This is a genomic window from Paenibacillus sp. RC67, from assembly GCF_030020805.1.
Classification (GTDB): domain Bacteria; phylum Bacillota; class Bacilli; order Paenibacillales; family NBRC-103111; genus Paenibacillus_S.
The window spans coordinates 6,039,296-6,065,210 of sequence record NZ_CP125098.1 but is presented as its reverse complement, the minus strand read 5'-3'; the positions used below and the strand labels follow the sequence as shown (position 1 = coordinate 6,065,210).

General features: G+C 45.7%; 11 protein-coding genes. 10 read left to right on the top strand and 1 reads right to left on the bottom strand.

What is annotated here, in order from left to right; translation table 11 throughout:
• The first annotated feature begins 286 nt into the window (after positions 1-286).
• The 6 genes from QMA13_RS27545 (at position 287) to QMA13_RS27520 (ending at position 13,232) form a co-directional block, all read left to right on the top strand.
• Positions 287-4,297 (top strand): discoidin domain-containing protein, encoded by a 4,011-nt coding sequence (locus tag QMA13_RS27545; protein WP_282936884.1) that lies wholly within the window; start codon positions 287-289, stop codon positions 4,295-4,297.
• Complete coding sequence (locus QMA13_RS27540) at positions 4,254-7,121, top strand: cadherin-like beta sandwich domain-containing protein (protein WP_282936883.1); 2,868 nt, start codon at positions 4,254-4,256, stop codon at positions 7,119-7,121. Before QMA13_RS27545 ends, QMA13_RS27540 begins: the two co-directional genes overlap by 44 nt.
• A 259-nt stretch (positions 7,122-7,380) precedes the next feature.
• Positions 7,381-10,041 (top strand): winged helix-turn-helix domain-containing protein, encoded by a 2,661-nt coding sequence (locus tag QMA13_RS27535; RefSeq protein ID WP_481858035.1) that lies wholly within the window; start codon positions 7,381-7,383, stop codon positions 10,039-10,041.
• Positions 10,042-10,146: 105 nt separating this feature from the next.
• A complete protein-coding gene (locus QMA13_RS27530; protein WP_282936882.1) occupies positions 10,147-11,073 on the top strand; it encodes an NAD(P)-dependent alcohol dehydrogenase in 927 nt (308 codons plus the stop codon).
• Positions 11,074-11,293: 220 nt separating this feature from the next.
• Complete coding sequence (locus QMA13_RS27525; protein WP_282936881.1) at positions 11,294-11,719, top strand: MarR family winged helix-turn-helix transcriptional regulator; 426 nt, start codon at positions 11,294-11,296, stop codon at positions 11,717-11,719.
• Positions 11,720-11,855: 136 nt separating this feature from the next.
• Positions 11,856-13,232 carry an MFS transporter gene (locus QMA13_RS27520; protein ID WP_282936880.1) on the top strand — a complete coding sequence of 459 codons (1,377 nt, stop codon included), beginning with the start codon at positions 11,856-11,858 and terminating at the stop codon, positions 13,230-13,232.
• Positions 13,233-13,603: 371 nt separating this feature from the next.
• On the opposite strand, the gene QMA13_RS27515 is transcribed toward QMA13_RS27520, so the two are convergent.
• Entirely contained in the window at positions 13,604-14,134 is a 531-nt protein-coding gene (locus tag QMA13_RS27515; RefSeq protein WP_282936879.1) for a hypothetical protein, read from the bottom strand.
• Between the two features lie 167 nt (positions 14,135-14,301).
• Between QMA13_RS27515 and QMA13_RS27510 the strand changes: the two genes are divergently transcribed.
• The 4 genes from QMA13_RS27510 to QMA13_RS27495 all read left to right on the top strand — a co-directional run bounded on the left by QMA13_RS27510 (position 14,302) and on the right by QMA13_RS27495 (position 25,805).
• Positions 14,302-16,602, top strand: coding sequence for an Ig-like domain-containing protein (locus tag QMA13_RS27510; protein WP_282936878.1), 2,301 nt, complete (start codon positions 14,302-14,304; stop codon positions 16,600-16,602).
• Between the two features lie 447 nt (positions 16,603-17,049).
• A complete protein-coding gene (locus QMA13_RS27505; RefSeq protein ID WP_282936877.1) occupies positions 17,050-19,290 on the top strand; it encodes an exosporium glycoprotein BclB-related protein in 2,241 nt (746 codons plus the stop codon).
• A gap of 55 nt (positions 19,291-19,345) precedes the next feature.
• Positions 19,346-20,821: an RCC1 domain-containing protein gene (locus QMA13_RS27500; RefSeq protein WP_282936876.1), complete on the top strand. Its 1,476-nt coding sequence runs from the start codon at positions 19,346-19,348 to the stop codon at positions 20,819-20,821.
• Between the two features lie 304 nt (positions 20,822-21,125).
• Positions 21,126-25,805, top strand: a complete 4,680-nt coding sequence (locus QMA13_RS27495) for an S-layer homology domain-containing protein (RefSeq protein WP_282936875.1) — start codon at positions 21,126-21,128, stop codon at positions 25,803-25,805.
• Positions 25,806-25,915: the final 110 nt, after the last annotated feature.

Genomic DNA, 25,915 nt, shown 5'->3' with positions numbered 1-25,915 from the left:
AGAAAGACTCTTAAAAGCAGTCGGCTTTTGAGAGTCTTTTTACTGCAAAATTCCACAAGTTTCCATTAACTTGACACTCCAATCCCCTTTTTTCACAGAAAATGTTGTTTCATTGTTCTCATCGTAATTTAACAACATTTTTTCATTTTCTAACGATATTGAATTGATTTTTTTTATGTTAATGTAAATCTTAAAGATTCGGGGGTGATTCCACCGGTTGTTAAGTTAATTGGAAGTTTATTGGTCATTTTTGGAAATGAAAGCGATTTAAGAGGAGTGAGCACTATTGTATAAGACTATTAATAAGACTCTATCTATTCTGTTAGTATTTACTTTTATTATCGGTCTGTGTGTTGTACCGCCACGGGCTGCCCAGGCAGCATCAGGTAAAACAGACATTGCACCGAGTACATTGACTACTGGTACAAATGTTAAGGTAAGTTCGGAAAACAGTACTAAAAAAGCACCTTTTGCCGTTGCTCATAATGGCTCCGATTTCTGGCAATTTGGTGGAACTGCCGCAAATGTTTTTCCAGCTTCCGGTGAAACCGGTTCCCTTTGGCTAGCTGTTGATTTAGGAGGGGAAAAAACCTTTGATGAAGTAAGCTTTGACATACCAGCGGGTTTTTCTGCCGTGAAAAATCGTATGTCTGATTTTGAAGTATTATATAATTCGACTCAAAGTGTTTGGGACGGGCTTCCAGCAACTAAGAATTCAGGTCTTGTTGCTTATAATTGGAGCAGTAGCTGGTCATTAGCCAAGAAAGTGAACGTTCCAGGTAGCGATGCCAGTGACCCAAATTGGAATTCTTCAATGCCCAGTAATAATGATAAAACAAAATGGACATTTACAACTACCGGAACATTTGCACCTGTAACTGCACGTTATGTTATGATCCATTATACGATTAGTTCTACTACTGACACGGGTACACTTGGAATGTCCAATCTTAAAATTTTAAGCACCCCAACGACCCCGATGATTTCACCAATGTCGAGCTCATATGTGAAAGGGACTGGCAGCGCTTCTTCTACAACGATCACATTTAACGGCACTTCCCTGACAGGAATTGCAAAGGTGAATTCGGGTACAGATGTTGTGTCACTTATTCAAAATCAAGATTATAGCCTTAGCGCGATATCAGGAGATTCGCAAACGGTTACATTTACAAATGTGTTTCTTGATTCTTTGCCGGCTGGTAACACTTTACTGACGTTTTCTTTTTCCGGTGGATCTACTCAGCAATATACAATAAATGTAACAGCACCTATGTATGCTGATACCTTTTTGAATAACCGTGGCAGCGGCTATGCACTTGTTACACCAAGCTATCCAGGAATGAGTCTCACCATTGGGCGCCCAGCTGTAATAGATGGGAATGCAGCCTCCAGCAAGTTTCCAATTTTCAATGTATCGAAAGCGCTTGCAGGAACTTCCATTGCTGGGACGCTCATTGCGCCAAACGGTTCTACGGTACATAACTTCCCAGCAGCTAGTGTAGATGCAAGCGGGAACGCTGTAATCTCTATTCCAGATACGGTAGCACTGACTAAAGGAACCTATAGAGTTTCATTAACGTTAACAAACAATGGAAATACGTTATATGACAACTACTACTTTACAGCGATTGATGATTTTACGAGCTACAAATCGAATCCTAATATTCAAAATTCCAATAATGCAAACGTTGCCAATGTGAGCCCAGATTCTTGGGATAATAATGTGTATCCTGCAATACAGATGGACGCTTCCGGTAGAATAACTTATATTCCGGATTACAAAGGCAATCAAGTTATGGATTATTCAGCTGTCGGTTACAAAGGTGGCGGTGTAGCTATCCCGAATGTGCCGGTGCGTGTTAAGGTATCGCCACTTGCCAAAAATACCGAAGATGCATGGCAAACCATACAGGATGCTATTGACTATGTCTCGAGGTATCCAATTCAAGCGGACGGATTCCGAGGTGCTGTATATTTGGAGCCAGGGGTGTTCCGCATCAGCAAGCCACTTAATGTGACAACATCAGGTGTTGTTATACGTGGAGCAGGTGCGGGAACCGTCACTCCAGTTGTTGGAGATGGAACCACTACAAATCCTTATGACGAGCAAATAGCAAGTGAAGAAGCTGAGCCAGGAGTTACCAAGCTGATTTCGACTTGGAAGATAACGGATTCTTTTACTCCGCCGTCAGATCATGCTTCTACTTCAGGAAGTCCATATACGAAAAGTTCAAGCAGTACATTAATAAACTTTAATGGACAAGGCGTAACCACATCCGCGTCCACTACCATCACGGATCAATACGTGGGTGCCGGGCAATCTTCCGTACACGTTGCAAGTGTATCCGGTCTTTCGGTTGGTGATCTTGTAACCGTACAAAAGGCGATCAACACTAACTGGGTAAAAGCAATGTACATGGACAAGGTAGATGGTGCAAGCAACTGGTTGCCTAATGGCAACCTGGAGAGCGGATTTGCCGGCGTACCGTTCACGGCTGAACGCACTATCAAGAACATCGATGCGACTGCAAATATGATAACGTTTTCAGAGCCGATCTCCGATAATCTCGATATGCGTTGGGGCATCTCCAAAATAGTAAAAACAGCAGAGGGCGGTCGTATAAGTAATGTAGGTGTTGAAAATATTCAGGGCATCTCGCATTTTTATAATACAACCAAGCCTACCTTATCGAGATATGGTAAAAATTTCTTGTCCTATAATGACGAAAACCATGCGGAAGTGTTTGTTGCGATGGTTAACGTTCGTGATGGATGGATGCGCAATTTTACGACATACCACATCGACAGCGCATTTGTTACTGACGGAAATTCCAGAAATATAACTGTACAAGACGGTAGCGTTCTGGATCCTGTCAGCCTCATGGATGCAGGAGAGCGTCGTTATTCCATTTATTATAAAAATTCAGAATATATGTTTACACAGCGTGTGTACTCCAGATATATGCGTCATGCATTCATAGTTGATTCGTACACTTCCGGTCCTAATGTATTCTACGATAGCACAAGCGAGTACACATCCAATGCGTCTGAACCGCATTTCCGATGGTCGTCCGGAGGGCTATACGACAATGTTGCTGCACGTATATACTTGCAAAACAGATGGAACATGGGGACGTCCCACGGCTGGGCAGGGGTTAACTATATGCTGTATAACTTCACCGGTCCGTTTATAGCATCACAGCCTCAGCTCTCGCCAAACTATGTGATTGGGCATTTATTTGATAACGCCACCAATCGTTTGGGATCTGCTACCGACTCTTCGACTGGCCGGCAGAAACCAGACAAAGATACATCCGACAATATGGCCAGTGCAGGGCTTAATGGCGGCAAGGTACCGAATTTTGGGGCATACGAATACAGCATGTCACAAAAAGTGACGCCAGTGGCAAACCATATGCCGGACAGCCTTTATGTTCAGCAGCTGGTTAACAGCCATGGCTCACAAGCGGCTGCTATTATTGCAGAAAAAACGGTTCCTCCTATGGATGATCAAGCAAGCGCTCAAAGACCGAAGCTAAATAGTCTAACAGTCGATGGGCAAGCGGTTTCCGGATTTTCGCCGGATATTTACAGCTACACCGTTACGCTGCCTCTTGACTATGAGTACACCAAAAAAGCGGAGATAACCGCCCAATCTGATGCTGGAGTTACTGTTGATATTGATTATCCTAAAGATATAAACAGCGGTGCGGCTCAAATTACGCTGACGGATGCAAGCGGCGTAAAAAACTTTTATAGTGTTTCGTTTAAGGTTATTCAAAAGTCGCCTATCATAATTGCTAGCGATCAACAAGTGGATTCGAGCAATTCTAACTATGCAGTAAATGTATTGAATCCTGCTGATTATGCCGGTGCAACCTCGCTTCGTTGGGCAGCTAGCGGCTCGGCGTGGATTAGAATGTATTTGGGGGAAACTGCGAAAACGGTAAATGGAGTGCAGATTGGATTTGTACAACAGGCAACCAGCGCCCGCACCTATAAGTTGAGAATTGAATACTCGTTAGATGGGCAAAATTGGATGCATGTTCCTTCGGGAACCGTAGTTAGCGATACTACAGCGTCGCCAACATCATGGAACAACGGTTCGGATACGTACATCAACGCACTTACACTTAATGCAGCAAATGCATCACCAGCAGATAACACCTTACAGACGTTTACATTTGATTCACCTGTACAAGCACGGTTTATTAGAATTGCTGGGAATGGCAATATGACAGGAACATCAACCAATGCATGGAATACTTATTGGAAGCTGCGTCCTGTTTTCCCCTGAGGCAGATCCACAATATATGCCTCCGACCGGCGTTGCTATTTCTGGCCCAACAACCCTGAGCTCAACAGGTTCAGTACAGCTTCAGGCGCAAATTACACAGAACACTGCAACTGTCAAAGATGTTATTTGGACATCAAGCAACCCGGCTATTGCAACTGTAGATTCTACTGGTAAGGTAACGGCTGTTGCAGCAGGAAATGTTACAATTACTGCAACTTCTGTCGATGGCACGTTTGTTTCAGCTGGTGTGGTTCAGCAAGCTGCCGGTGCATATGAACTAACGATTTTGGACAATAACCCTATATCTAGCAACGCAGACTTAAGCTCGCTGACTTTGTCGAGTGGTACCATAAGCCCTGCATTTGCATCTAGCACAACAGAATACACTTCGAGTGTAGCTTCAGCTGTGTCAAGCCTTAGCGTAACGGCAAGTGTATACGATAAGAATGCTAAAATGACGGTAAACGGTAATCCAGTGGCGAGCGGTCAAGCCAGCGGAACTATTAATTTACAAGCAGGTAGCAATCCTATCACAATCGTAGTGACAGCACAGAACGGTACGACGAAGTCTTATAGTGTAACCGTGAATCGTGCACAAGCAGCAAGCAGCAACGCAGACTTAAGCTCGCTGACTTTGTCGAGTGGTACCATAAGCCCAGCATTTGCATCTGGCACAACAGAATACACTTCGAGTGTAGCTTCAGCTGTGTCAAGCCTTAACGTAACGGCAAGTGTATACGATAAGAATGCTAAAATGACGGTAAACGGTAATCCAGTGGCGAGCGGTCAAGCCAGCGGAACTATTGATTTACAAGCAGGCAGCAATCCTATCACAATCGTAGTGACAGCACAGAATGGTACGACGAAGTCTTATAGTGTAACCGTGAATCGTGCACAAGCAGCAAGCAGCAACGCAGACTTAAGCTCGCTGACTTTGTCGAGTGGTACGCTAAGTCCCGTATTTGCATCTGGCACAACAGAATACACTTCGAGTGTAGCTTCAGCTGTGTCAATCCTTAGCGTAACGGCAAGTGTATACGATAAGAATGCTAAAATGACGGTAAACGGTAATCCAGTGGCGAGCGGTCAAGCCAGCGGAACTATTAATTTACAAGCAGGCAGCAATCCTATCACGATCGTTGTGACAGCGCAGGACGGAACAACGAAGTCTTATAGTGTAACCATAAATCGTGCACAAGCAGCAAGCAGTAACGCGGACTTAAGCTCGCTGACCTTGTCGAATGCAATTCTAAGCCCTGCGTTTGCCTCCGGAACAACTGCTTATACATCAAGTGTAGCTAGTGGTGTATCGAGCATCACCGTAACGGCAAGCGTATACGATAAGAATGCCACAATGACAGTGAACGGAAATTCAGTGACAAGTGGTCAAGCCAGCGGACCTATTAACCTGCAAGTGGGCAGCAATCCTATCACGATCGTAGTGACAGCGCAGGACGGATTAACGAAGACCTACAGTGTAACAGTGAATCGTCTACAAGCGGCAAACACCAACGCAGACTTAAGCTCGTTGACCTTGTCGAACGCAATTCTAAGCCCTGCATTCGCATCCGGCACAACTGCTTACACGTCGAGCGTAGCTAGCGGTTTATCAAGCATCACGGTATCGGCAAGTGTATACGATAAGAATGCAACCATGACAGTGAACGGAAATTCAGTGACAAGCGGTCAAGCCAGCGGACCTATCAATCTGCAAATAGGTAACAATATCATTAACATCGTAGTAACAGCACAAGATGGCACCACCAAAACCTATAACGTAACAGTAACCCGCGTACCTAGCAGTAGCAGCAGCCGACCTAGCAGTGGTGGTAGTAGCGTTACAACTCCTAGCGACACGAAGATGACCGCAACAGATGGTAAGCTAACACTTCCTGCAGGCAAGTCGGGCGAAGTTAGTTTAGGCAGTGAAATCGTTATCTCGATTCCGTCCAATGCTAGCAGCAAAGAACTGAAGTTAACGATTGAGAAATTAGCAGACACACAAGCTCTTCTTAAGAATAAAGAGGCTCTGCTCAGCTCGATATTTGAGATTCTGAAGAACTTCCCGGAAAACTTCAGCAATCCGGTCACATTGACCTTCACCTTTAATCCAGCAAGCTTGAAGAATAATCAAACCGCTGGTGTCTTCTACTATGATGAAGTGAAAAAGGTATGGGTAGAAGTGAAAGGAAGCAAGATCAACGGAAATAAAATAACCGCAGAAGTAGACCACTTTACGAAATATGCGGTATTTGCGGTAGATTCAATGACAGATAAGCCAACAGTTAGCTTAAGTGATATCATCGGACATTGGGCAGAGGCTAACATCAAAAAAGCGGTTGGCAATGGAATCGTCAGTGGTTATCCAGATGGCACCTTTAAGCCGAATAATACGGTGACAAGAGCGGAATTTGCCGTTATGCTGATGAACACATTGAAACCGCAAGGCGAAGGTGCGGCACTGACTTTCACAGATACAGCGAAGATTGGAAGCTGGGCACAGAAAGCAGTCGCTCAAGCATATCAAGCAGGGATTGTGAAAGGATATGAGGATGGAAGCTTCCGTCCGGATGCACAAATTACACGTGCAGAGATGGCCGTGATGCTCGCCAACGCTCTGGGTCTGACTATCGAAGCCAATACTGTAACCGGTTTTGCTGATGATAAGGATGTTCCAGCATGGGCCAAAGGTGCAGTAGCAGCGATGAAGAAGCAGCAACTGGTCGAAGGTAAAGGCGACAATGAATTCGCTCCTACGGCCCCAACGACGAGAGCCGAGGCTGTAACGGTGCTGCTGAAAATGCTGGCACAAAAGAGCAAGTAATATAAAGATCATTGGATAGTGGACATTAGGGTTATTCTCCAAACAGTCGAACAGGCTGTATGGGGGATAACCTCTTTTTTTGTACCACATAAGAATGTTTTCATTCAATGTAGATAGCCTAAAGAGTAATTTCTTCTATTGGCTCTGGAAAAAGACGCAAAAGGGAAATATATTGAAACTGTCGAAACATAATAATTATACGTATCCAAAACGCTGCAAATGACAGCGTAGAACGGTGGTTATGATGTCTATACCCATATTGTCCACTAAACTATATATCCCGCCGCTTCGGTCTAAAGCTGTCCTTCGCCCCCGTCTCATAGAGCTACTAAACGAAGGAGTACAACGCAAGCTGACCCTCCTGTCTGCTTCCCCCGGCAGTGGTAAAACTACGCTTGTCAGCCAATGGCTCTCCTGTTGTTCACAACCAGCCGCTTGGCTGTCGCTGGAGGAGGGAGATAACGACCCTGTATGCTTTCTTACATATCTCATCGCAGCTTTACAGACGATTGAGCCGAATATTGGAGAAGGTATTTTGGGCTTACTACAAACGACTCAGCTGCCACCAATCGAATCGATAGTAACGACTTTGATCAATGAAATGACCGTCATACGAGACCATTTTATACTTGTCCTAGACGATTACCACGTTATTGCTGCCGGACCAATTGACCATGCCATCACCTTGCTGATCGAACGGATGCCGCCCCAAATGCATTTGATCATTGTTACTCGCAAGAATCCACGTCTACCTTTGGCGCGGTTACGAGTCAGGGATCAATTGACCGAAGTAAACACCGCGCACTTGCGCTTTACCTCCTCCGAAGCGGCCGAATTTCTAGGCGAGGTGATGGAGCTAAACCTTTCATCGGAAAACGTCGCCCTACTTGAATCCCGTACAGAAGGTTGGATTGCAGGACTGCAATTAGCGGCGCTTTCCATGCAGGGACATAAAGATCCCACAAGCTTCATCCAATCTTTCACTGGCAGCCACCGTTTCTTATTAGACTACCTGGTAGAAGAAGTGCTGCAGCAGCAATCGGCAAGTGTTCGATCATTCTTGCTGCACACATCCATCCTTGACCGATTATGCGGTCCTCTTTGCGATGCCATTCTTCGTTGTGAGGTTGAGGAGCACTCCGGTTCCTTTATTTCCGGGCAAGATACCTTGGAATACCTAGAGCATGCCAATTTATTCCTTATCCCATTGGATAACGAGCGACGGTGGTACCGTTATCACCACCTTTTTGCTGATTTGCTGAAAAAACAGCTGCACCAAAGCATCATCTCAAATTCAGGAAATGATGAAAGGGTAACAGCTGGATTACATGTGCGTGCAAGCATATGGTATGAAAACCATAACCTTGCGGTGGATTCTTTTCACCATGCTGTTGCAGCCAAGGATATCGAGCGCGCGGCTCGCCTGATGGAGGGAGATGGGATGCCCTTGATTTTTCGCGGAGCGGTTGCCCCTGTCATCCAATGGCTGGATTCCATACCAAACGAGGAAATGGATGCTAGACCTTCGCTGTGGGTGATGTATGCTTCTGTATTGCTGATGGTGGGCAGAATGACGGAGGTTGAACAGAAGCTGCAAGCTGCCGAAAAAGCTCTGCAAGGAATTGAACAGGACAATAAGTCCCGAGATCTTATCGGGCATGTTGCCTCCATACGCGCCACGTTAGCTGTCAGTAAGCATGAAGTGGAAACTATTATCACCGAGTCGCATCGTGCTCTGGATTATTTGCGCCCAGACAACCTGCCAGTCCGCACAGCCACTATCTGGACGCTAGGGTACGCCTACCAGCTCCAAGGGGAGCGTGCTGCCGCGGGCAAAGCTTATGCAGAAGCCTTATCGATCAGTCAGAAGATAGGCCATGTTATGATTACCATATTGGCTACACTAGGTATTGGAAACATAGAAGAGGCAGCAAATCAGCTTTATGAGGCTGCTGAGAGCTATCGGCGAGTTCTGGATATGGCCGGGAATCCTCCACTGCCGGTAGCTTGCGAAGCTCACCTAGGCTTAGCTCGTATATTATATGAATGGAACGACTTGGATGCCTCTTTGCAGCACATTCAGCAAGCTGTTCAACTGGCAAAGCAGTTCGAGCGTACAGACAGAGGTGTTGCGAGTGAGGTGTTTCTCGCCCGATTGATGCTTGTTCGGGGAGAGTTGAGCACCGCGGCCGCTATTTTAGCTAGAGCTAACCACCACGCTCAACAGCAGCAATTCGTGAAACAGTTACCCTATATTGCTGCTTTGCAAGTCCTTATTCTTCTTCACGAGGGCAGTTTGGCGCAAGCCACTCATCTGGCGCAGAAGGATGAGCTTCCCATTAGCCAAGCTCGGGTATATCTGGCACAAGGGGATACCTCAGCAGCACTAACGGTTTTGGAACCACTGCGTGAGCAGGCGGAGGCTAGGGGCCTGGAGGATGAGCGGCTTAAAGTGATGGTTATTCAAGCGGTTGCTTTGCATGCTCACGGCGAAAAGCTAAGAGCCTTACAACTCCTTGCAGTTGCTTTGATGATGGCGGAGCCAGGTGGCTTCATCCGAACTTTTGTCGACGAAGGTATTCTGATGTACAGACTGCTATGCGAAGCGGCTAATCATGAAATGATGCCGACCTATCTAGTTAAGCTGCTGTCTGAATTCAAATCGGTGGAGCTGAAAAGTGAAGTCAAGTCGGATCAGCGCCAAGCCCAGTTTACCAAGTCCCTTATCGAGCCGTTGAGTGGGCGTGAGCTGGAGGTGCTGCGCCTAATAGCAGAAGGACTCTCGAATCGAGAGATTAGCGAACGCCTTTTCATCGCGTTGTCTACGGTTAAAGGGCATACCCGGATTATTTTTGACAAATTGCAGGTTGGTCGCCGTACGGAAGCCGTAGCACGTGCGCGTGAGTGGAATCTGTTGTGATTATCCGATAAAACATGCAGCTAAATGTAAAACAATACTTTAGTATCTACAGGTCGATACCGTGCTCAAGCTATACTAATTGCAAAATGAGTTTGGAGGAATTTCATGAAGGCAATTGTATATGAAAAGTACGGATCACCGGATGTTTTAGAGCTTAAAGAGATTACTAAATGCACTCCAAAGGATAATGAAGTACTAATAAAAGTTCATGCGACAACAGTAACGTCAGGAGACTGCCGAGTTCGAGCCTGCAAAAGCCCTTTCTTGTTATGGATCCCCATGAGACTATTTTTAGGAATAAGAAAACCAAGAAAATCAATACTTGGTGTAGAGTTGGCAGGTGAAATAGAGGATATAGGTAAAGAGGTGAAGCGATTTAAGAAAGGTGACCAGGTTTTTGCTTTTACCGGTATGCGATTTGGTGCCTATACTGAATATATCTGTTTGGCTGAGGATGCGTGGGTGACTTTAAAGCCTTCCAATATGTCCTATGAGGAAGCGGCTGCGGTTCTTTTCGGGGGAACAACCGCATTGCATTTTCTTAGAAAAGGAAGCATTCAAAACGGGCAAAAGGTTCTTATTTATGGAGCTTCAGGAGCAACAGGGACTTCGGCAGTTCAGCTTGCGAAGTATTTTGGAGCTCAAGTTACGGGGGTATGCAGCTCTTCCAATATGGATTTGGTGAAATCTCTGGGAGCCAATAAGGCCATTGATTACACAAATGAGGATTTTACAAAGAGTGGAGAGCGTTATGATCTCATCTTCGATGCAGTTGGGAAAATCACGAAATCCAGTGCCCAAAAAGCACTGGCACCGAATGGGACTTATGTGTCTGTTATTGGACAGGGAATGGCTCAGGTACGTACGGATGATTTAATTTTTCTAAAAGAACTCATTGAGATAGGCCGACTAAAATCGGTCATTGATAAATACTACCCTCTGGAACAAATCCAAGAGGCTCATCGATATGTGGAGCAAGGGCATAAAAAAGGAAATGTGGTAATTAAAGTGACACAGAATAACCTAATTTAACAAATCCCATAGCTCTTTATCCCTCAAGAGTCTATTAATAAAGTCTTGGGATTATCCATAATGATTGGCCTTCCTAAAGCTGTGAGCTTAGGGAAGGCCTTTATTTTAGAAAATGGAGTGGGACCAGCGTGGTCGTCACAGCGGATTGACATTATCGATGAACCGAATTTATAATAGTCATAGCAACTATAGTCATATCTATTAAAGTGGGGGCTATGTATTGGAATTAGAAAAGTATATAGGTGTTATCGTACACCGGGCGGATTTAAAGCTGAATAATTACTACCAAAAGGTAGTGAATCCTTTTGACATTACGGTCGATCAATGGGAAATATTAGTTATTCTTTGGGAACAGGAAGGCATCACCCAAAAAGATCTTGCCGAAAGGCTGTACAAAGATCAGACGAACATTGCCCGGATGCTTTTCAAGCTTGAAAAGAAAGGCTTTATTCATCGTGTAACCCATGAGACGGATCGCAGAGCGCTGCGTGTTTATTTAACGGCCAAGGGGAGAGACATTAAAGAGGAAATTCTAACTCCATCGATAGAAGCATATAAAAAAACGATAAAAGGCTTATCTGAGGAAGAAGTCGAAACCTTTAGAAGAATACTAGCCGTCATGTATAACAACGTTAAGGACTTATAAATTTTTATGCTTTAAAGTCCTCTCGATCATATAGATGCTATAGCAACTATCGTCAAGAATATTTGTTTAGTTTATTTTTTAAAAACATATACTTGCTATGGCAATTAATGTTCTGGCAAGTAGGTGGGGGATGACAATGGGAAAAAGTCAAAGCAAGGCAGGAATTTGGGACGCCAACTATAGGGGGTTAACCATCGGGATTATTTTGGCTGTTACTACCGTAGCGTTCGAGGGATTGGCTATTACAACCATTGGCCCTGAAGTAGCAAGGCATCTTAATGGTATTCATCTATATGGATGGATATTCAGCACCTTTTTGTTGTCACAAATATTAGGAACGATGGTGATAGGACAGCAAATCGGCAAAATCGGTGTGTACCGTTCATTTTCCTTATCTATCGTTATTTTTGTTGCAGGTATTTTGATAGCAGCCACGTCCATCAACATGCCGATGTTAATTGGAGGGAGGGCGTTTCAAGGCTTTGGTGCCGGAGCTATCGTAACCTGCGTTTATTACAGCATTACTTTAAGCTATCCCGATTTGCTTAGAACAAAAATTTTGGCCGCGTTTTCCAGCGCTTATATTTTGCCCGCTTTGATTGGTCCTTATATCGCCGGATTGCTGGCTGAATATGTATCATGGAGATTCGTGTTCTGGCTTGTAGTCCCTTTGATTGCATTGGCTGTATTGCTTACACTGCCTTCGTTTCGTAAGCTTCAAGCAGGCAGTATTCCGGTAGAGAGAAGCAGCCGCAAAGAAGGATACGCGCTATTGCTGACGATAGGGACGGGTCTCTTGTTGAGTGGACTAGGATTTATCTCCGATTGGAAGGGCATTACCCTTTCTCTCCTAGGTTTAATCATGATGATTTGGCCTCTGAAAATGCTGCTTCCTAAAGGCACGTTCATGGTTAAAAAAGGGCTGCCGGCAACCATTATATCAAGAGGCTTGTATGTTGCTTGTTATGTTGCCACCGAGAGTTACGTAGTATTGGCTCTAACGGAAGTGAAAGGCTTGTCAGCGGATATTGCAGGGTTGATTGTCGCAGCAGGTGCATTAAGCTGGTCCACGGCAGCTTGGCTGCAATCCAGAATGGACGAAAGGGATCAGGGGCGCGGCAGAAAAAAACGTATTTCTTCAGGTATCGGTTTAATGATCTTGGGGGTATCCTTGGTCATAACGGCTGTCACACTTGAGAGGGGCGGCATTGTATTTGCTGTCATTTCACAAATATTTACCGGCTTTGGCATTGGCATGGCCAATCCGACTACAGGCGCTGTAGCACTGCAGCATGCCCGCCCCGGAGAGGAAGGAGAGATCTCTGCTTATCTTCAATTTGTAGATGCATTTTTCCCGGGAGTAAGCATCGGAATCGGTGGAGCCTTAATTGCTGTTAGTGAGCATTTTAACCAAAATAATTTCACAGGAATTATGTTGGCCTTATGGATACAGCTATTTTTAGTACTATTAAGCTTTATTGTTTCTTTTCGTATTGCTAAGAAAGAAGATTAAGAAACTTTAAGGTTTATGATGTTTGCAGTATAGAGCAAAGCAACAAGTTCATTTTGGAAGGATGGGAATAACGATAGTAATCGATCAACATTTTATCAAGGGTCAGTTTGTGCATTTAACCGGTACCGAAGTGCAAGAGTTGATCAATCCTGTAAGCTAACAAGTTATTGGTCGAGCCAAGGTATAACTTTCGAAATCAAATTTTGCTAGGGTGTGGGGTATGTTCTTGAGAGCCATTTTCTATTCAGCCATAGGGCTCTCGGCTTTGCCCGCATGCTGGTCCCACTAATGATGTCGAACAGCATCCGCCTCTGTACTGGCAAAGCATAGGTAGACGCCACCGCGGATCAATCCGCCCTCCCCCATTGAATCTACACTGATAAATATCGAATCAAACCTAATATAGCAAAGCAGAACAAAACCGTACCCGCACCAATACCTGTAATAGCGCTTATGGCTACATGCAGCCGTGGAGATATGAATAATGCGATGATGGAGACTGCAACTAGGAGTATCGCCAGAATGTATAAGCTGGGATCATCGAAAACACTTTTTAAACCGATAAAATGAATCCCGACAATAAAGGCAATCCAAGGAGACACATACTTACTGCGTTTTAATTTAATCAACACAAAAGCACCAGCACCTGCCAAAAAGAATTCAACATAAACCGAAATCAAATAGTTGTTGAATGAAGTTGTGTCTGACAAAGCGGAGGGTGCGTTCCAGTTCTTCACGCTTAAGTAAACACCGATCAAGCAGATTAGAAGCGCTGCACCCGAAGCTATACCAATGTATTTGCGCCAGCTTGCTTTGGGATTTTCCTGAGCCCAGCCAAACCAGCAAAAACTAAACATGCCGAATATGGATGCGTACATAGTGTAATCCCTTATATATTCCATTAATACCCTCCCGTCATTGTTATATGATTTCATCATCATTTTTTACTATAACATGGATAGAATGGTAGGAAAAATTTAACTCAACAAAAGCACTATGCTCTATTGAATGGCGAGGAAAAAAATGGAATAATTAACTTAAGCCATGAGGTGTAAAGGGGGTTCATTGTGTGTGGGTAAACAGGCGTTTAATATGCAGTCTAATCGTTATATGGATGACATTGGGTTCTGTTGCTGTACCCGTATCAGCTGAACTAAAGTTGGATCCTACTGTAAATGTGAACTTGGTGCCTAATGTGGAGATCAATCCTGTCATTAAAGATTTAATTACGTTTCAAAATTCGAATGATGTGTTGGTCAAATGGAAAGCTCCGACCTTGGCCGCTACTTTTAGTGGCGCTCCAGCCGTCGGTCCGGACAATACAATCTATTTGGGATTCACGTTTCGATGGATATTATCCGTTCAATATGCCATGTCTTCATTTAACTCAGATGGGGTAAAGCTGTGGACCTTCGGGTTCCCTGAAGAAATCTTAACTCCACCGACCGTTGGACCGGACGGGACGGTCTATGTAGGGACCCGATATAAAGACAGCGCTGGCCAATTGGTTGCTATCCGCCAGGATGGAGTGAAGAAATGGGCATTCGCAGCGGGAGATCCTATTGAATCTCCTCCTGTGTTTGGAATGGATGGTACTGTTTATGCACAATCCAAGGATGGCATCTTGCATGCTTTGAACCCCCAGGATGGTTCCGAAATCTGGTCACTGGATATGGAAGTTAAATCCCAGGCACACTTGGCAATGGGGCCGGATGGAACGATTTATGCGCTCAATGGCACGGATTCGCTTTATGCTATTAAGCCCAACGGAACGAATAAATGGAAATTTAAAACGGGTGGAGCTGTGAACACGACTCCAGCTCTCAGTCCAGAGGGTGTGATCTATATCGGATCAGCCGATCACAAGCTTTACGCCGTTCTTCCCAGCGGAGCGAAAAATTGGGAATTCGATCAAGGCAGCAGCGTATATACTCCATCCGTCGGTCCAGACGGCAGCATCTATTTCGGATCAGGGGACTCCAAACTGAATGCCTTGCTACCCAATGGCAGTTTGAAATGGCAGTTTGCCGCAGGCGGCTCCAGCAACCCTCCGGTTATTGGTCCTAACGGTTTGATCTATACGCAATCCACGAGTAATAAAGCTATTTATGCACTTGGTCCTAATGGCAACATTCAATGGCAATATAAAATAGAAACCGAAGAACCGCTGCCGTTGGCAGTAGGCACAGATGGCACTTTATATGATGTGTCAACCAAATTCCCAAAAGAGAAGGACGTTGACTTCAACGATTTGGAGCACACTCTCGTTATGTACATTTATGCGCTCAAGGTGCCAGTGAGAACGATAACCTTGAGTCAAACATCACTTTCTCTAGCGGAGGGGCAGAGTGTCAATCTAACTACCTCTATTTCGCCTAACTATGCATCGAATCCCAAAGTCACCTGGAAAAGCAGCAATCCGAATATTGCTTCGGTGGACTCCAATGGCATGGTGAGCGCACTCTTATCCGGCACCGTGACGATCACTGCAAGCTCAGGAGATGCTCCTTTGGCACAGTGCAAGGTAACCGTAACAGAGCGAACGGATACAATAATCGATGCTAGCAGCGTAGTTCTGAACAAAACCGCGCTTTTTCTTCATGTCGGAGACAATGAGGTGCTCTTGGCCAAGGTTATTCCAGAGAATGCCTCGAATCAGAATGTAACCTGGGCGAGCAGCAACCCTGGAGCAGCAACTGTGAGCATCAATGGCAAAGTGACGGCGGTCTCACCGGGTTATACGGACATTACGGTCACAACGCAGGACGGGAAGTTCGCAGCCAAGAGCAAGGTCGTGGTCACACCGGGGACGGCTGATGCTGCAGCAAGCTCACTCCCATTTATCGACGTAAAAGGACACTGGGCTATCTCTGAGATCCTGCGCGCCCATGAACGAAAAGTGGCCAGCGGATATCCGGACTTCACGTTCCGGCCGAATGCGAACATTACCCGATCCGAATTTACAGTTATGCTGATGAACGGTTTGAAGCCTCCTATTGAAGGTGGAGCTCTTGAGTTCAAGGATAAGGATGAGATTGAGGATTGGGCGGCAAATGCAGTTAAGCAAGCGGTGGGGATTGGCATCATTAGCGGGTACCCGGATGGCACCTTCAGACCGACCGCGAATATTACCCATGCGGAAATGATCTCCATGGTCGTTAAAAGCTTAGGTGTTACATTAGTCCCTGGAGTAGTTACTGATTATGCCGATGACGTGGATATTCCGGATTGGGCCAAACCGGCTGCAGCGATCTCAGGTAAAAACAATCTACTCGGCGGTACGATTGGCAACAATTTCGCGCCTACAGCGTTAGCTACCCGAGCTGAGGCGGTAACGGCAATTGTCAGAATGCTTGATTTAAGACCCTAAGATTTCGATTGGCCTGATTTCATACAAAAACCTCGTACCCTTGGTTAGGGCTTCGAGGTTTTTTTTGTATAGTCGTGACGTTTGTATGCGGGAACAGAAAAGCTATGAGGGGTTCAACATTAAGATCGTCGGAAGAGATGAAGGCTTGGGTGGATTGGTGCAACAGAGCTTGTTTGATTAAAGGTTATCCCGCTGGGAGTCGAAGAGACGACCGGAGGGACAACCTTTTTTTGAATTGATTTTTTACCAATAAAATACAAATTGTAATATGACAGAAATGATGACAAAGCTCACTATTAATCAGGGTTCTATTAACCTAAAATAGGAGATTGGGCAGCGTAGTTCAAACTGAATATGCTGTTTGGCACTATCTTTTATTGAAAAATATGCTATTTAGGAGACTTTTTCTGCAAAAAATAAATTTTTACAATCTAGGAGGAAGCTTTTATGAAAGGGATCAATAAATTAGTATGTAAGTCATCCATGGTGTTTCTCGTAGTAAGTCAGCTTGCTGTGACGTTCCCAAGCTTTGGCTCTTTAGGTAATTCCGTAGTTAGCGCGGCATTCCATGATGTGGATTCATCTTCTTGGGCATATAAATCTATTTCCAAGCTATCTGGTCTTGGTGTTATAGAGGGGGATGCGACGGGCAGCTTCAACCCAAACGGTTCGATAAGTCATCAAGAGGCGGTCATTATGATCGTTCGTTTTTTGGGTTTGGATGAATCAGCCTCCACAACATCAAACATGGCGCTCAAAGTGGACTCATGGGCGCAAAACGGAATACAGCTGGCGCTGGAGAAGGGCTTGATCATCTCCAATGAAGAACCTGTCTCTGAAGGCTCAGAGTGGGGGAAGCAAACGGCTAGCAGAGAATGGTTAACGAGATTGGTTGTACGAGCAATCGGCAAAGAGGTTGAAGCAAAAAGTCTTGCCAGTGCAACCCCCTCCTTTAACGATGCTGCTGATATATCAAGCTGGGCGAACGGCTACGTGAATGTTGCAGCAAAATATAATGTCATTAGTGGTTTTCCGGACAATACATTTAAGCCAAAACAAACCGTTACAAGAGCGCAGCTGGCGTCTTTGCTGAATAACGCGGAATCCTTGGTGGGCATTAATTCTAACCGGGTCGTACGAGGCAATGTTACAGAAGTGACTAAGAGCAGCATTACCATTCTGGACAGCACAGGATCCAAAGCATCGTTTCAATTGGGCTCAGATACTGTCACTTATGGTAAGAGCGGACTTGGAGCAGCCATTCGTGTAGGGGATGCAGCTACAGTAATACATAACGGAAGCAGCGTACTATTCTTGGAAATCACTGGCGAAAGTGCCGCACCTGTGCAAACTCCTGGAACAAAGGGAGAATCTGGGGAAAAAGGAGATAAAGGAGAGAAGGGCGACAAAGGAGATATTGGTCCCCAAGGTGAAAAAGGAGAGAAAGGAGATCCAGGAAGCAGAGGATCAAGCGGCTCTTCAGGTATGCAGGGTGAACCCGGAGCGACTGGCCCGATGGGACCACAAGGGGAAAAGGGCGATGCGGGAGCGGCAGGCCCAGCAGGTCCACAGGGTGAGAAAGGTGACACGGGAGCGGCAGGCCCAGCAGGTCCGGAGGGTGCACAAGGTGATCCTGGAGCGACCGGCCCAGCAGGTCTGCAGGGCGCGAAGGGTGATCCGGGAGCAACAGGCCCAGTAGGTCTGCAAGGAGCGCAAGGTGATCCAGGAGCAACGGGCCCAGCAGGTCCGCAGGGAGCGAAGGGTGATCCGGGAGCAGCAGGCCCAGCAGGTCCGCAAGGTGATCCAGGAGCGACTGGTCCAGCAGGTCCACAGGGAGCGAAGGGTGATCCGGGAGCAGCAGGCCCAGCAGGTCCGCAAGGAGCGCAAGGTGATCCAGGAGCAACGGGCCCAGCAGGTCCACAAGGAGCGCAAGGTGATCCAGGAGCAACGGGCCCAGCAGGTCCGCAAGGAGCAAAGGGTGATCCGGGAGCAGGCTTAAACGGTTTAGTAGCCTTTAACCCTTTGGCAGCTTCATCATATTCTCTCTATCAAGTGGTAACCTACAATGGTAGCACTTATATGGTTAATACCGCGAATCCGACAGGTACACCAGGAGTTTCATCTGCTTATACGTTACTAGCTGCAGCGGGAGCATCGGGAACATCAGGAGGGGGAGCTATTATTCCTTTTGCATCCGGATTGCCTATAACCATGACAACGATCGCGGGTGGGCTAGTTGGAACGACTGGCTTGGTAGGATTTGGTTCTTCCGCTTCTGGCGTAGCCCCTGTAGGAAGAGCTATTGATCTAACAGGTGCAGGTGGTACACTATTAAACTTTGGATTCTCGGTTCCACGCGATGGAACGATTACATCGATGTCCGCCTATTTTAGCAATACTGCGGCTTTAAGTTTAATCGGATCGACGGTAACGATTACAGCGCAATTATATGAATCCAAAACACCCAATAATATGTTTACTCCCGTTCCTGGAGCTTCGGTAACACTGGCTCCATCTATGACAGGTATTCTGTCAATAGGGAGTATATCTTCAGGAATCACTACCGGCTTGAGTATTCCTGTAAAAGCTCAAACCCGATATATTATGGTCTTTTCTTCAACAGCTGCAGGCTTAACTCTTGTAAATACCGTTGCAGGTTACGCTAGTGCTGGAGTTAACATTAATTAATGAACAGATATGAGGAAGTAAAAGATCAAGCAACGAGGAGGGTTGTAATATTTTTATGAAGAAAACAACTCGAGTTCTAGTTTTGTGTATGATGCTGCAGCTATTCATCCCGCTCTTATTCACTAATCAGGCAAAAAGTAGCCCTATGGATGGAGGTATAACGGATACAATACCACCGAGCGCACCTACCTTAAGATTAATCGACAAGACATCGGATCAATTGGAGCTGGCATGGACGACAGCGACCGATAATATCGGTGTGGTGGAGTGTCAAGTTTACAAGGATGATGCCGTCGTAACTACGGTAACCTACTCGACCTATAGGACTTCGGTTCGAGGATTAATCTCAGGAACAACCTACAGTTTTACCGTTAAAGCGAAGGACGCTGCGGGAAATGTATCGGAACCGAGCAACGCCGTTACGGTGAACGGTAAAGCTGCGACTTTGGAGAGTCGTTCGACGATTTCAATGGGGAAATTCAATGCTTTTCACACGTTGGCAGTCAAAAGTGATCATACGGTATGGGCATGGGGAGACGGGAAGTTTATGTTGGATAAGCCTGAAGGATCAACGCTCACCCCAGTTCAGATACCAGATTTGAGTGATATAAGCTCTGTCTCAACCGGTCAGGATCATTCCTTGGCTCTCAAGCAGGATGGAACGGTATGGGCATGGGGAAATAATGCATCTGGTCAGTTGGGGGATGGAACTACCAAATCGAGGCTCGTCCCAGAGCCAATACATGGTTTAAGCGACATTATAGCGATTGAAGCGGGACAGCAGCATTCGCTGGCTTTAAAAAAGGATGGAACCGTATGGGCCTGGGGTTTAAACGCGTACGGTCAGATAGGTGATGGATCAACCAAGAATCGAGTGACGCCTGTTCAAGTTACGGGAGCAAACTCCATTACGTCCATCGCAGCAGGAGCCTTTCATAGTATGGCTGTAAAAAGCGATGGCACCGTGTTAGTATGGGGATTCAATGCTTACGGTCAATTGGGCGATGGAACGGCAACGAATCGGACTACACCCGTTCTCCTAAAAGGTTTAGACAATGTTGCTGCTTTATCGGGTGGACTGTATCATAGCCTGGCTCTTAAACAGGACGGTACGGTGTGGACTTGGGGGTATAACGGAGAAGGCGAGCCTGGGGATGGAACAACGACCAATCGTCTCGTTCCTGTACAAGTTGAGGGATTAAGCTCCGTAACCCAGGTATCGGCAGGGGGACTGCATAGTATGATCCTGAAGAGTGACGGGTCGGTATGGGTGTGGGGGTACAACGGATACGGCCAGCTAGGGGATGGGACTAAAGAGGCACGTACTCTTCCTACTAAAGTGACAACCAACACGGCTATAAGTTCCATATCCACTGGGTATATGAGCAGCAGTGCACTATCCCAGCAAGGATTTATTCTCTCCTGGGGCTTGAACGATTATGGTCAATTGGGTAATGGAACACAAATGGATGCTACAAGTCCGCTGGAGACAAGCACTTTATCTTCCGAGGAAACAAATAATACGCATTAGTTGAAATAGCAGAACCCCCGCATTCTTTATGAAGCGGGGGTTCCTTTATGATTAAAATCTTATTCCAGAGCAGAATGCTTCAAACATTGCTTGGAACACATCATCTTTCGCATAAATCGGCCAGACAATGATAAAAAAACCAACCCCAATCATAAAAAATTACATCCTCGATCCTAAGCTTGTACCCTACAATGGAACAATCATCATGAAGAGAGGAGCGATCCTTGCAGAACGCATTGTAAGCGGTTTCGTTGCTTCGAAGCTATTTCATCATTGATTTATCGAGGAAAGGGGTCAAACTGTAATGAATAGTTTTACACGTTTCAGGAAAGCAACAGCGCTGTTATTGACCGTATTGATGGTTTCCAGTTCCGGTGTATGGAATGTTCCTTCCGTATCAGCAAGCAGTTCATCCGGTGTTGACGTTTTGGATCCGGATTTTATAGCAAGTCATGGCGGTAATTTTGTCCATATCGATGCAGATCCCAACAGATCGCCATTTGATGTTTTCGGTGCAGCATTCGGGACGGATAACCCTGTAGAGGGTGCTACCAAAACGGTCAGACAAATCCTGCCGGAAGCGGCCAGGCATGTAGAAAATGTGTACGACACCGCGTTAGGGCAGGAAGTATTTAAAGTCGAAGTTAACGGAAATGATTGTTACACCTGTTATTTGCATGGAACAACTTACGATCCGGCAACCGGCCAATTTACCGGCGGCAATGACGATAGACAAAGAATTGAAATCAGACCGGGCGAAGAAAGCAGGAATCTGGTAGCGGTGGAGAATGAAATAACGGCTTTTCACTGGAAGCTCAAGATTGATAAGGATATACAGAAGCCCGATGGCTTTTTTCATATTTTCCAGTACAAGGCGTACAATTCCTTCGGTCTAGTCGGCAATAAATTGCCGCTTCATGATGTGGCGAATTATCCGAACTTCTCCAGTGCCGAGGACGGTAATCCAATATTAACGTTCACCATCTCATCGTCGGCTACTCAGAATCTGGAGTTTCGTTATGCGGACATCGGTACGGATGCCGGGCAAGAAACGCTTGCTAGCGTGCCGCTTAACTCCGTTAAGGACAAGTGGGTCGATATTACCGTCAAAGTTCTCAACTCCGAGTATGGCTGGGTGACCATGACCATGAAGGATGTAGCGACCGGCAAAGTGATCATGGAATATAACGATCCGAATCGGGTTATGGATATGTGGAGACGTCCTGAAATCAAGTACAATAACCAGACCTTTGAGGGGCCTTACCCTGCAGTGTCCAACATGATTAACCGTCCGAAATGGGGAATTTACCGTAAAGCGGACAAATCAAATCCGAACGTCAAGGATGCCAAAATATATCTTGCAGATATGACGGTGTCCAAGTCTGCGGTAGGCGTTTCTGCCGTTAACCTTGCTTATAATAAAAAGGCATATAATGTGGGGGCTGCAACAGGGAATGCGTTCCAATTAGCGAATGCTAAGGCTGAGAGATTGACCGATGGCGTACAGATAGATCCGGTGAAGTATACGAACACGACTGCCGTACCTCTTAACAATACCTCGGCCCTTGGCGACTTAAGCTGGATGGGTACCGAAAGCTCTAAAAAAGGGAATGTAATTATCGATTTAGGCAAGAAAATGGACTTTAACCAAGTGAAGCTTTTTGCCAAAACTTTGAGGCTAAAATATGTTAATGTTTCCATAACGAATGATACGGCTGACCATGACGCAGCGGCTTTGGAATCCATTCCGTTTACACCAGTAAATCCATTGTATAGCGATGGCGGCAAAGATTGGACTTATTTTAACGCTGCTAATGGTGGTGGAGACGATACGGCGGATAAACAATACGTCATCGACCTTGGAAAATCGTATTCGTCCAGATATGTAAAGTTTTATTTTGAAAATGGTTCTGGTTCCAATACAGTTGGTACTACCAATGGCGTTCCCACTGTTCAAATGACAGGTCCTCCGCGTTTAACGGAGCTTGAGATTTATAACGCACCACAAACGCCAAAAAATGTGAAGATTGACTATTCCGGCGGTTCCGAAGCGACAATTTCATGGGATCCGGCACCTGCCGATTATTTCACTATTTATGATGGCGGAAAACCACTTGTAGATAATGTTACATCCAATGTTTATAACCTGAAGAGTTTAGACCCAGGTGCGACTTACAACTTTTCTGTGAGAACAGCTTACACGGATCCGTATTCTTTTAAACCAATGCTTTCCGCAGAAAGTGCAGTTAAAGAATTGAAAACCGATGGGAATCCGATTATTCCAAATCCTCCGTCATCCGTGAATGTGACAGTCGCTTCGGATAAATCCATAAGCGCTTCCTGGGAGCCGGTACCTGACGCCCAGAGTTATAGGGTAGCGTTGGTAACCGATGTTTTCGAGAGAACTGTAGCAGATGAGTATAAGGATACATCCTTTACGATTAAAGATCTGTCTCCTGGCACTTCGTATAAAGTAAAGGTTTACTCTATAAGAAGAGGAACTCTGTCTACGGCGGCAGCAGAAGGACAAGCTACTACTACAGGTAAAAAGAACGCTTCCGATAATCTTTTATTCAATAAGGAAGTTCAGTACACAAGAGTTTGGAATGACGATACCAACAGCTTCGGAGCCAATAAGGCTCTTGACAATGATTTATCGGATGGTTCCCGCTGGGTTGCTCTCAAAGGCTCCACATCGGCATGGATGATGGTTGATATTGGGGAAGTGGCTCCCGTAAATGTGCTTGAATATTACAGTTATCAGAATAAGCTGAAAAAAGTTTCTTTCTATTATGCAACTGATGGCGAAGCATTTACGAATCCAAATAGTAACAAGTGGATCAAATTACTTACCCACGATCGTGTAGCTCAAGGCAAGTATGGAGATCCAGCTATTACAAAAATTGCCGAGAGTATTATACTTGATGCGCCTATTAATGCAAGATTTATTAAATTTACGGTCGATGAAGTGGATGGCGATATTAACATTAATGAAGTTAAGGCGTTTGGACCTGGGCCAATGACCTTTACTAAGAATTCGGCCTTAACTACTACTAGTAAAACAGATACCAGCGTTGATCTTAGTTGGGTCGGTTCCAATACGACTATGCCGGTTTCAAGCTATGAAGTTTATAATGGAAATAGTAAGCTAGCAACTGTAGCTGATAACGTTTATAACTATAAAGCTATCGGTCTCACGCCAAATACGGAGTATACATTCAAAGTTAAGGCTACAAGTAAGTCCGTTTCTAATGCAGTGTACTCAACATTAAATGGACTGACGCTTAAAGTCACTACATTGCCGGGCTCAGGTACAGATCCGGGCACGACAGATCCAGGCACGACAGATCCGGGCACGACAGATCCGGGCACGACAGATCCGGGCACAACAGATCCAGGCGTAATCGCCGCTCCAAGTGGACTGACAGCTGTTCCAAGAAATACTCAAGTCTATTTGTCTTGGAACACGGTCACCGGTGTGACTTATTATAACGTGAAGCGCAGTACGACGTCCGGTGGAGCCTATACTATGGCGGCATCGAATGTGACGACTAACGTGTACACAGATACCGGCTTGTTAAACGGAACGAAGTATTATTACGTTGTAACTGCCGTCAGTACTAAGGGAGAAAGTATTAATTCAAGTGAGGTATCGGCTATTCCGTATGCTTCCAGCAGCAGCAGACCAAGCAGCGGCGGTGGCGGAAATTCTTCAGCGGGCACTCCAATCGTGCAACCGTCAAAAGATGGTGCTCAATCTATGATTATTGAGCCGGTCATTGAGAAGGCGGCTGACGGTAGAACGGTTGCAAAGGTAGCTCTCGATGCAGCGACGCTAACCAAAGCAATCGAAGCTCTGACATCTAATGGTTCCGCAGGAGCCAAATTGACCGTCGAAGCGAAAAATGGAGACGCAGCAACAGCAAAATTCCAGCTTCCGGCGCAGCTATTGGCAGAAGCATTGTCCAAATTGCCTGCTTTGACCATATCTGTGAAGTATGGCGACATTACGTATGATCTGCCAATCAAAGCGGTTGATTTTGCTGGACTGGCCAAGTCACTGGGTGTTGATATGAAAGATTTGAGTATTACAATTACGATGGAAAAGGTTAATGACACGATTCTGGGAGCCATCAAGGATAGAGCCAAACAAGCTAGCTTGACACTCCTGTCGGGAGCCGTTGATTTCCAGGTTACCGTAGAGGGTAAAGGAAAGTCGGCTGCAGTGAATGATTTCGGACTTCATTATGTAACCAGAACAATGAATCTTGGCAAAACGGTGGATGCGAAGAAAGCGACGGCTGTACTATATAATCCATCGACTGGAGAGTTTAGTTTTGTACCTGCTGTCTTTACAGCTGCTGGCAGTTCCACTCAAGTGACGATTCAACGTCCAGGCAATAGCATTTATGCAGTAGTGGAGTCGGCCAAAACCTTTGGCGATATGAGCAATCATTGGGCTAAAGCTGATGTAGAGCTTCTTGCTTCCAAGCTTGTTGTTAAAGGAATGACCGATACGAGCTTCACACCGGATAATCGGATCACCCGTGCGGAGTTTGCAGCCATTCTAGTTCGCGGGCTTGGTCTTTCGGAGAACAATGCAGCCAAGTTCAACGATTTGAAGGCGAACGATTGGTATGCAGGTGTAGTTGGTGCGGCTGCAAAAGCAGGCCTAGTGGACGGTTTTGAGGATGGTACATTTAAACCGGACGCGAACGTGACCCGTGAGCAAATGGCGGTCATGGTAGCCAGAGCAATGAAGTTGGCTAATAAGCAATCGGCTGCCGACATCAAAGCTTTGGACAAATTCGCGGATCAAACATCCATCAGCGGATGGGCGAAGGATGCGACGGCACAGGCTCTGAACGCAGGCATTATTAACGGGATGACAGAGCGTACCTTCGTTCCGGCGGACAATGCAACAAGAGCCGAAGCTGCAGTTATGGTCAAACGCCTTCTGCAATATGCTCAGCTTATGAATTAACCAATGTAGCTCCAACACCTTTGCTTCCGTGCGGTAACGCATAGGGAGTAGAGGTGTTTTTATTTTTAACTTGACTTATATTCAAAGAAGAGATACCATGATTTAACATG

Excerpts from the sequence above, each read along its gene's own strand:
- QMA13_RS27540 (WP_282936883.1), top strand. The coding sequence starts at position 4,254 with ATGCATGGAATACTTATTGGAAGCTGCGTCCTGTTTTCCCCTGAGGCA.
- QMA13_RS27530 (WP_282936882.1), top strand. The coding sequence starts at position 10,147 with ATGAAGGCAATTGTATATGAAAAGTACGGATCACCGGATGTTTTAGAG.
- QMA13_RS27520 (WP_282936880.1), top strand. The coding sequence starts at position 11,856 with ATGGGAAAAAGTCAAAGCAAGGCAGGAATTTGGGACGCCAACTATAGG.
- QMA13_RS27515 (WP_282936879.1), bottom strand. The coding sequence starts at position 14,134 with ATGGAATATATAAGGGATTACACTATGTACGCATCCATATTCGGCATG.
- QMA13_RS27505 (WP_282936877.1), top strand. The coding sequence starts at position 17,050 with ATGAAAGGGATCAATAAATTAGTATGTAAGTCATCCATGGTGTTTCTC.
- QMA13_RS27500 (WP_282936876.1), top strand. The coding sequence starts at position 19,346 with ATGAAGAAAACAACTCGAGTTCTAGTTTTGTGTATGATGCTGCAGCTA.
- QMA13_RS27495 (WP_282936875.1), top strand. The coding sequence starts at position 21,126 with ATGAATAGTTTTACACGTTTCAGGAAAGCAACAGCGCTGTTATTGACC.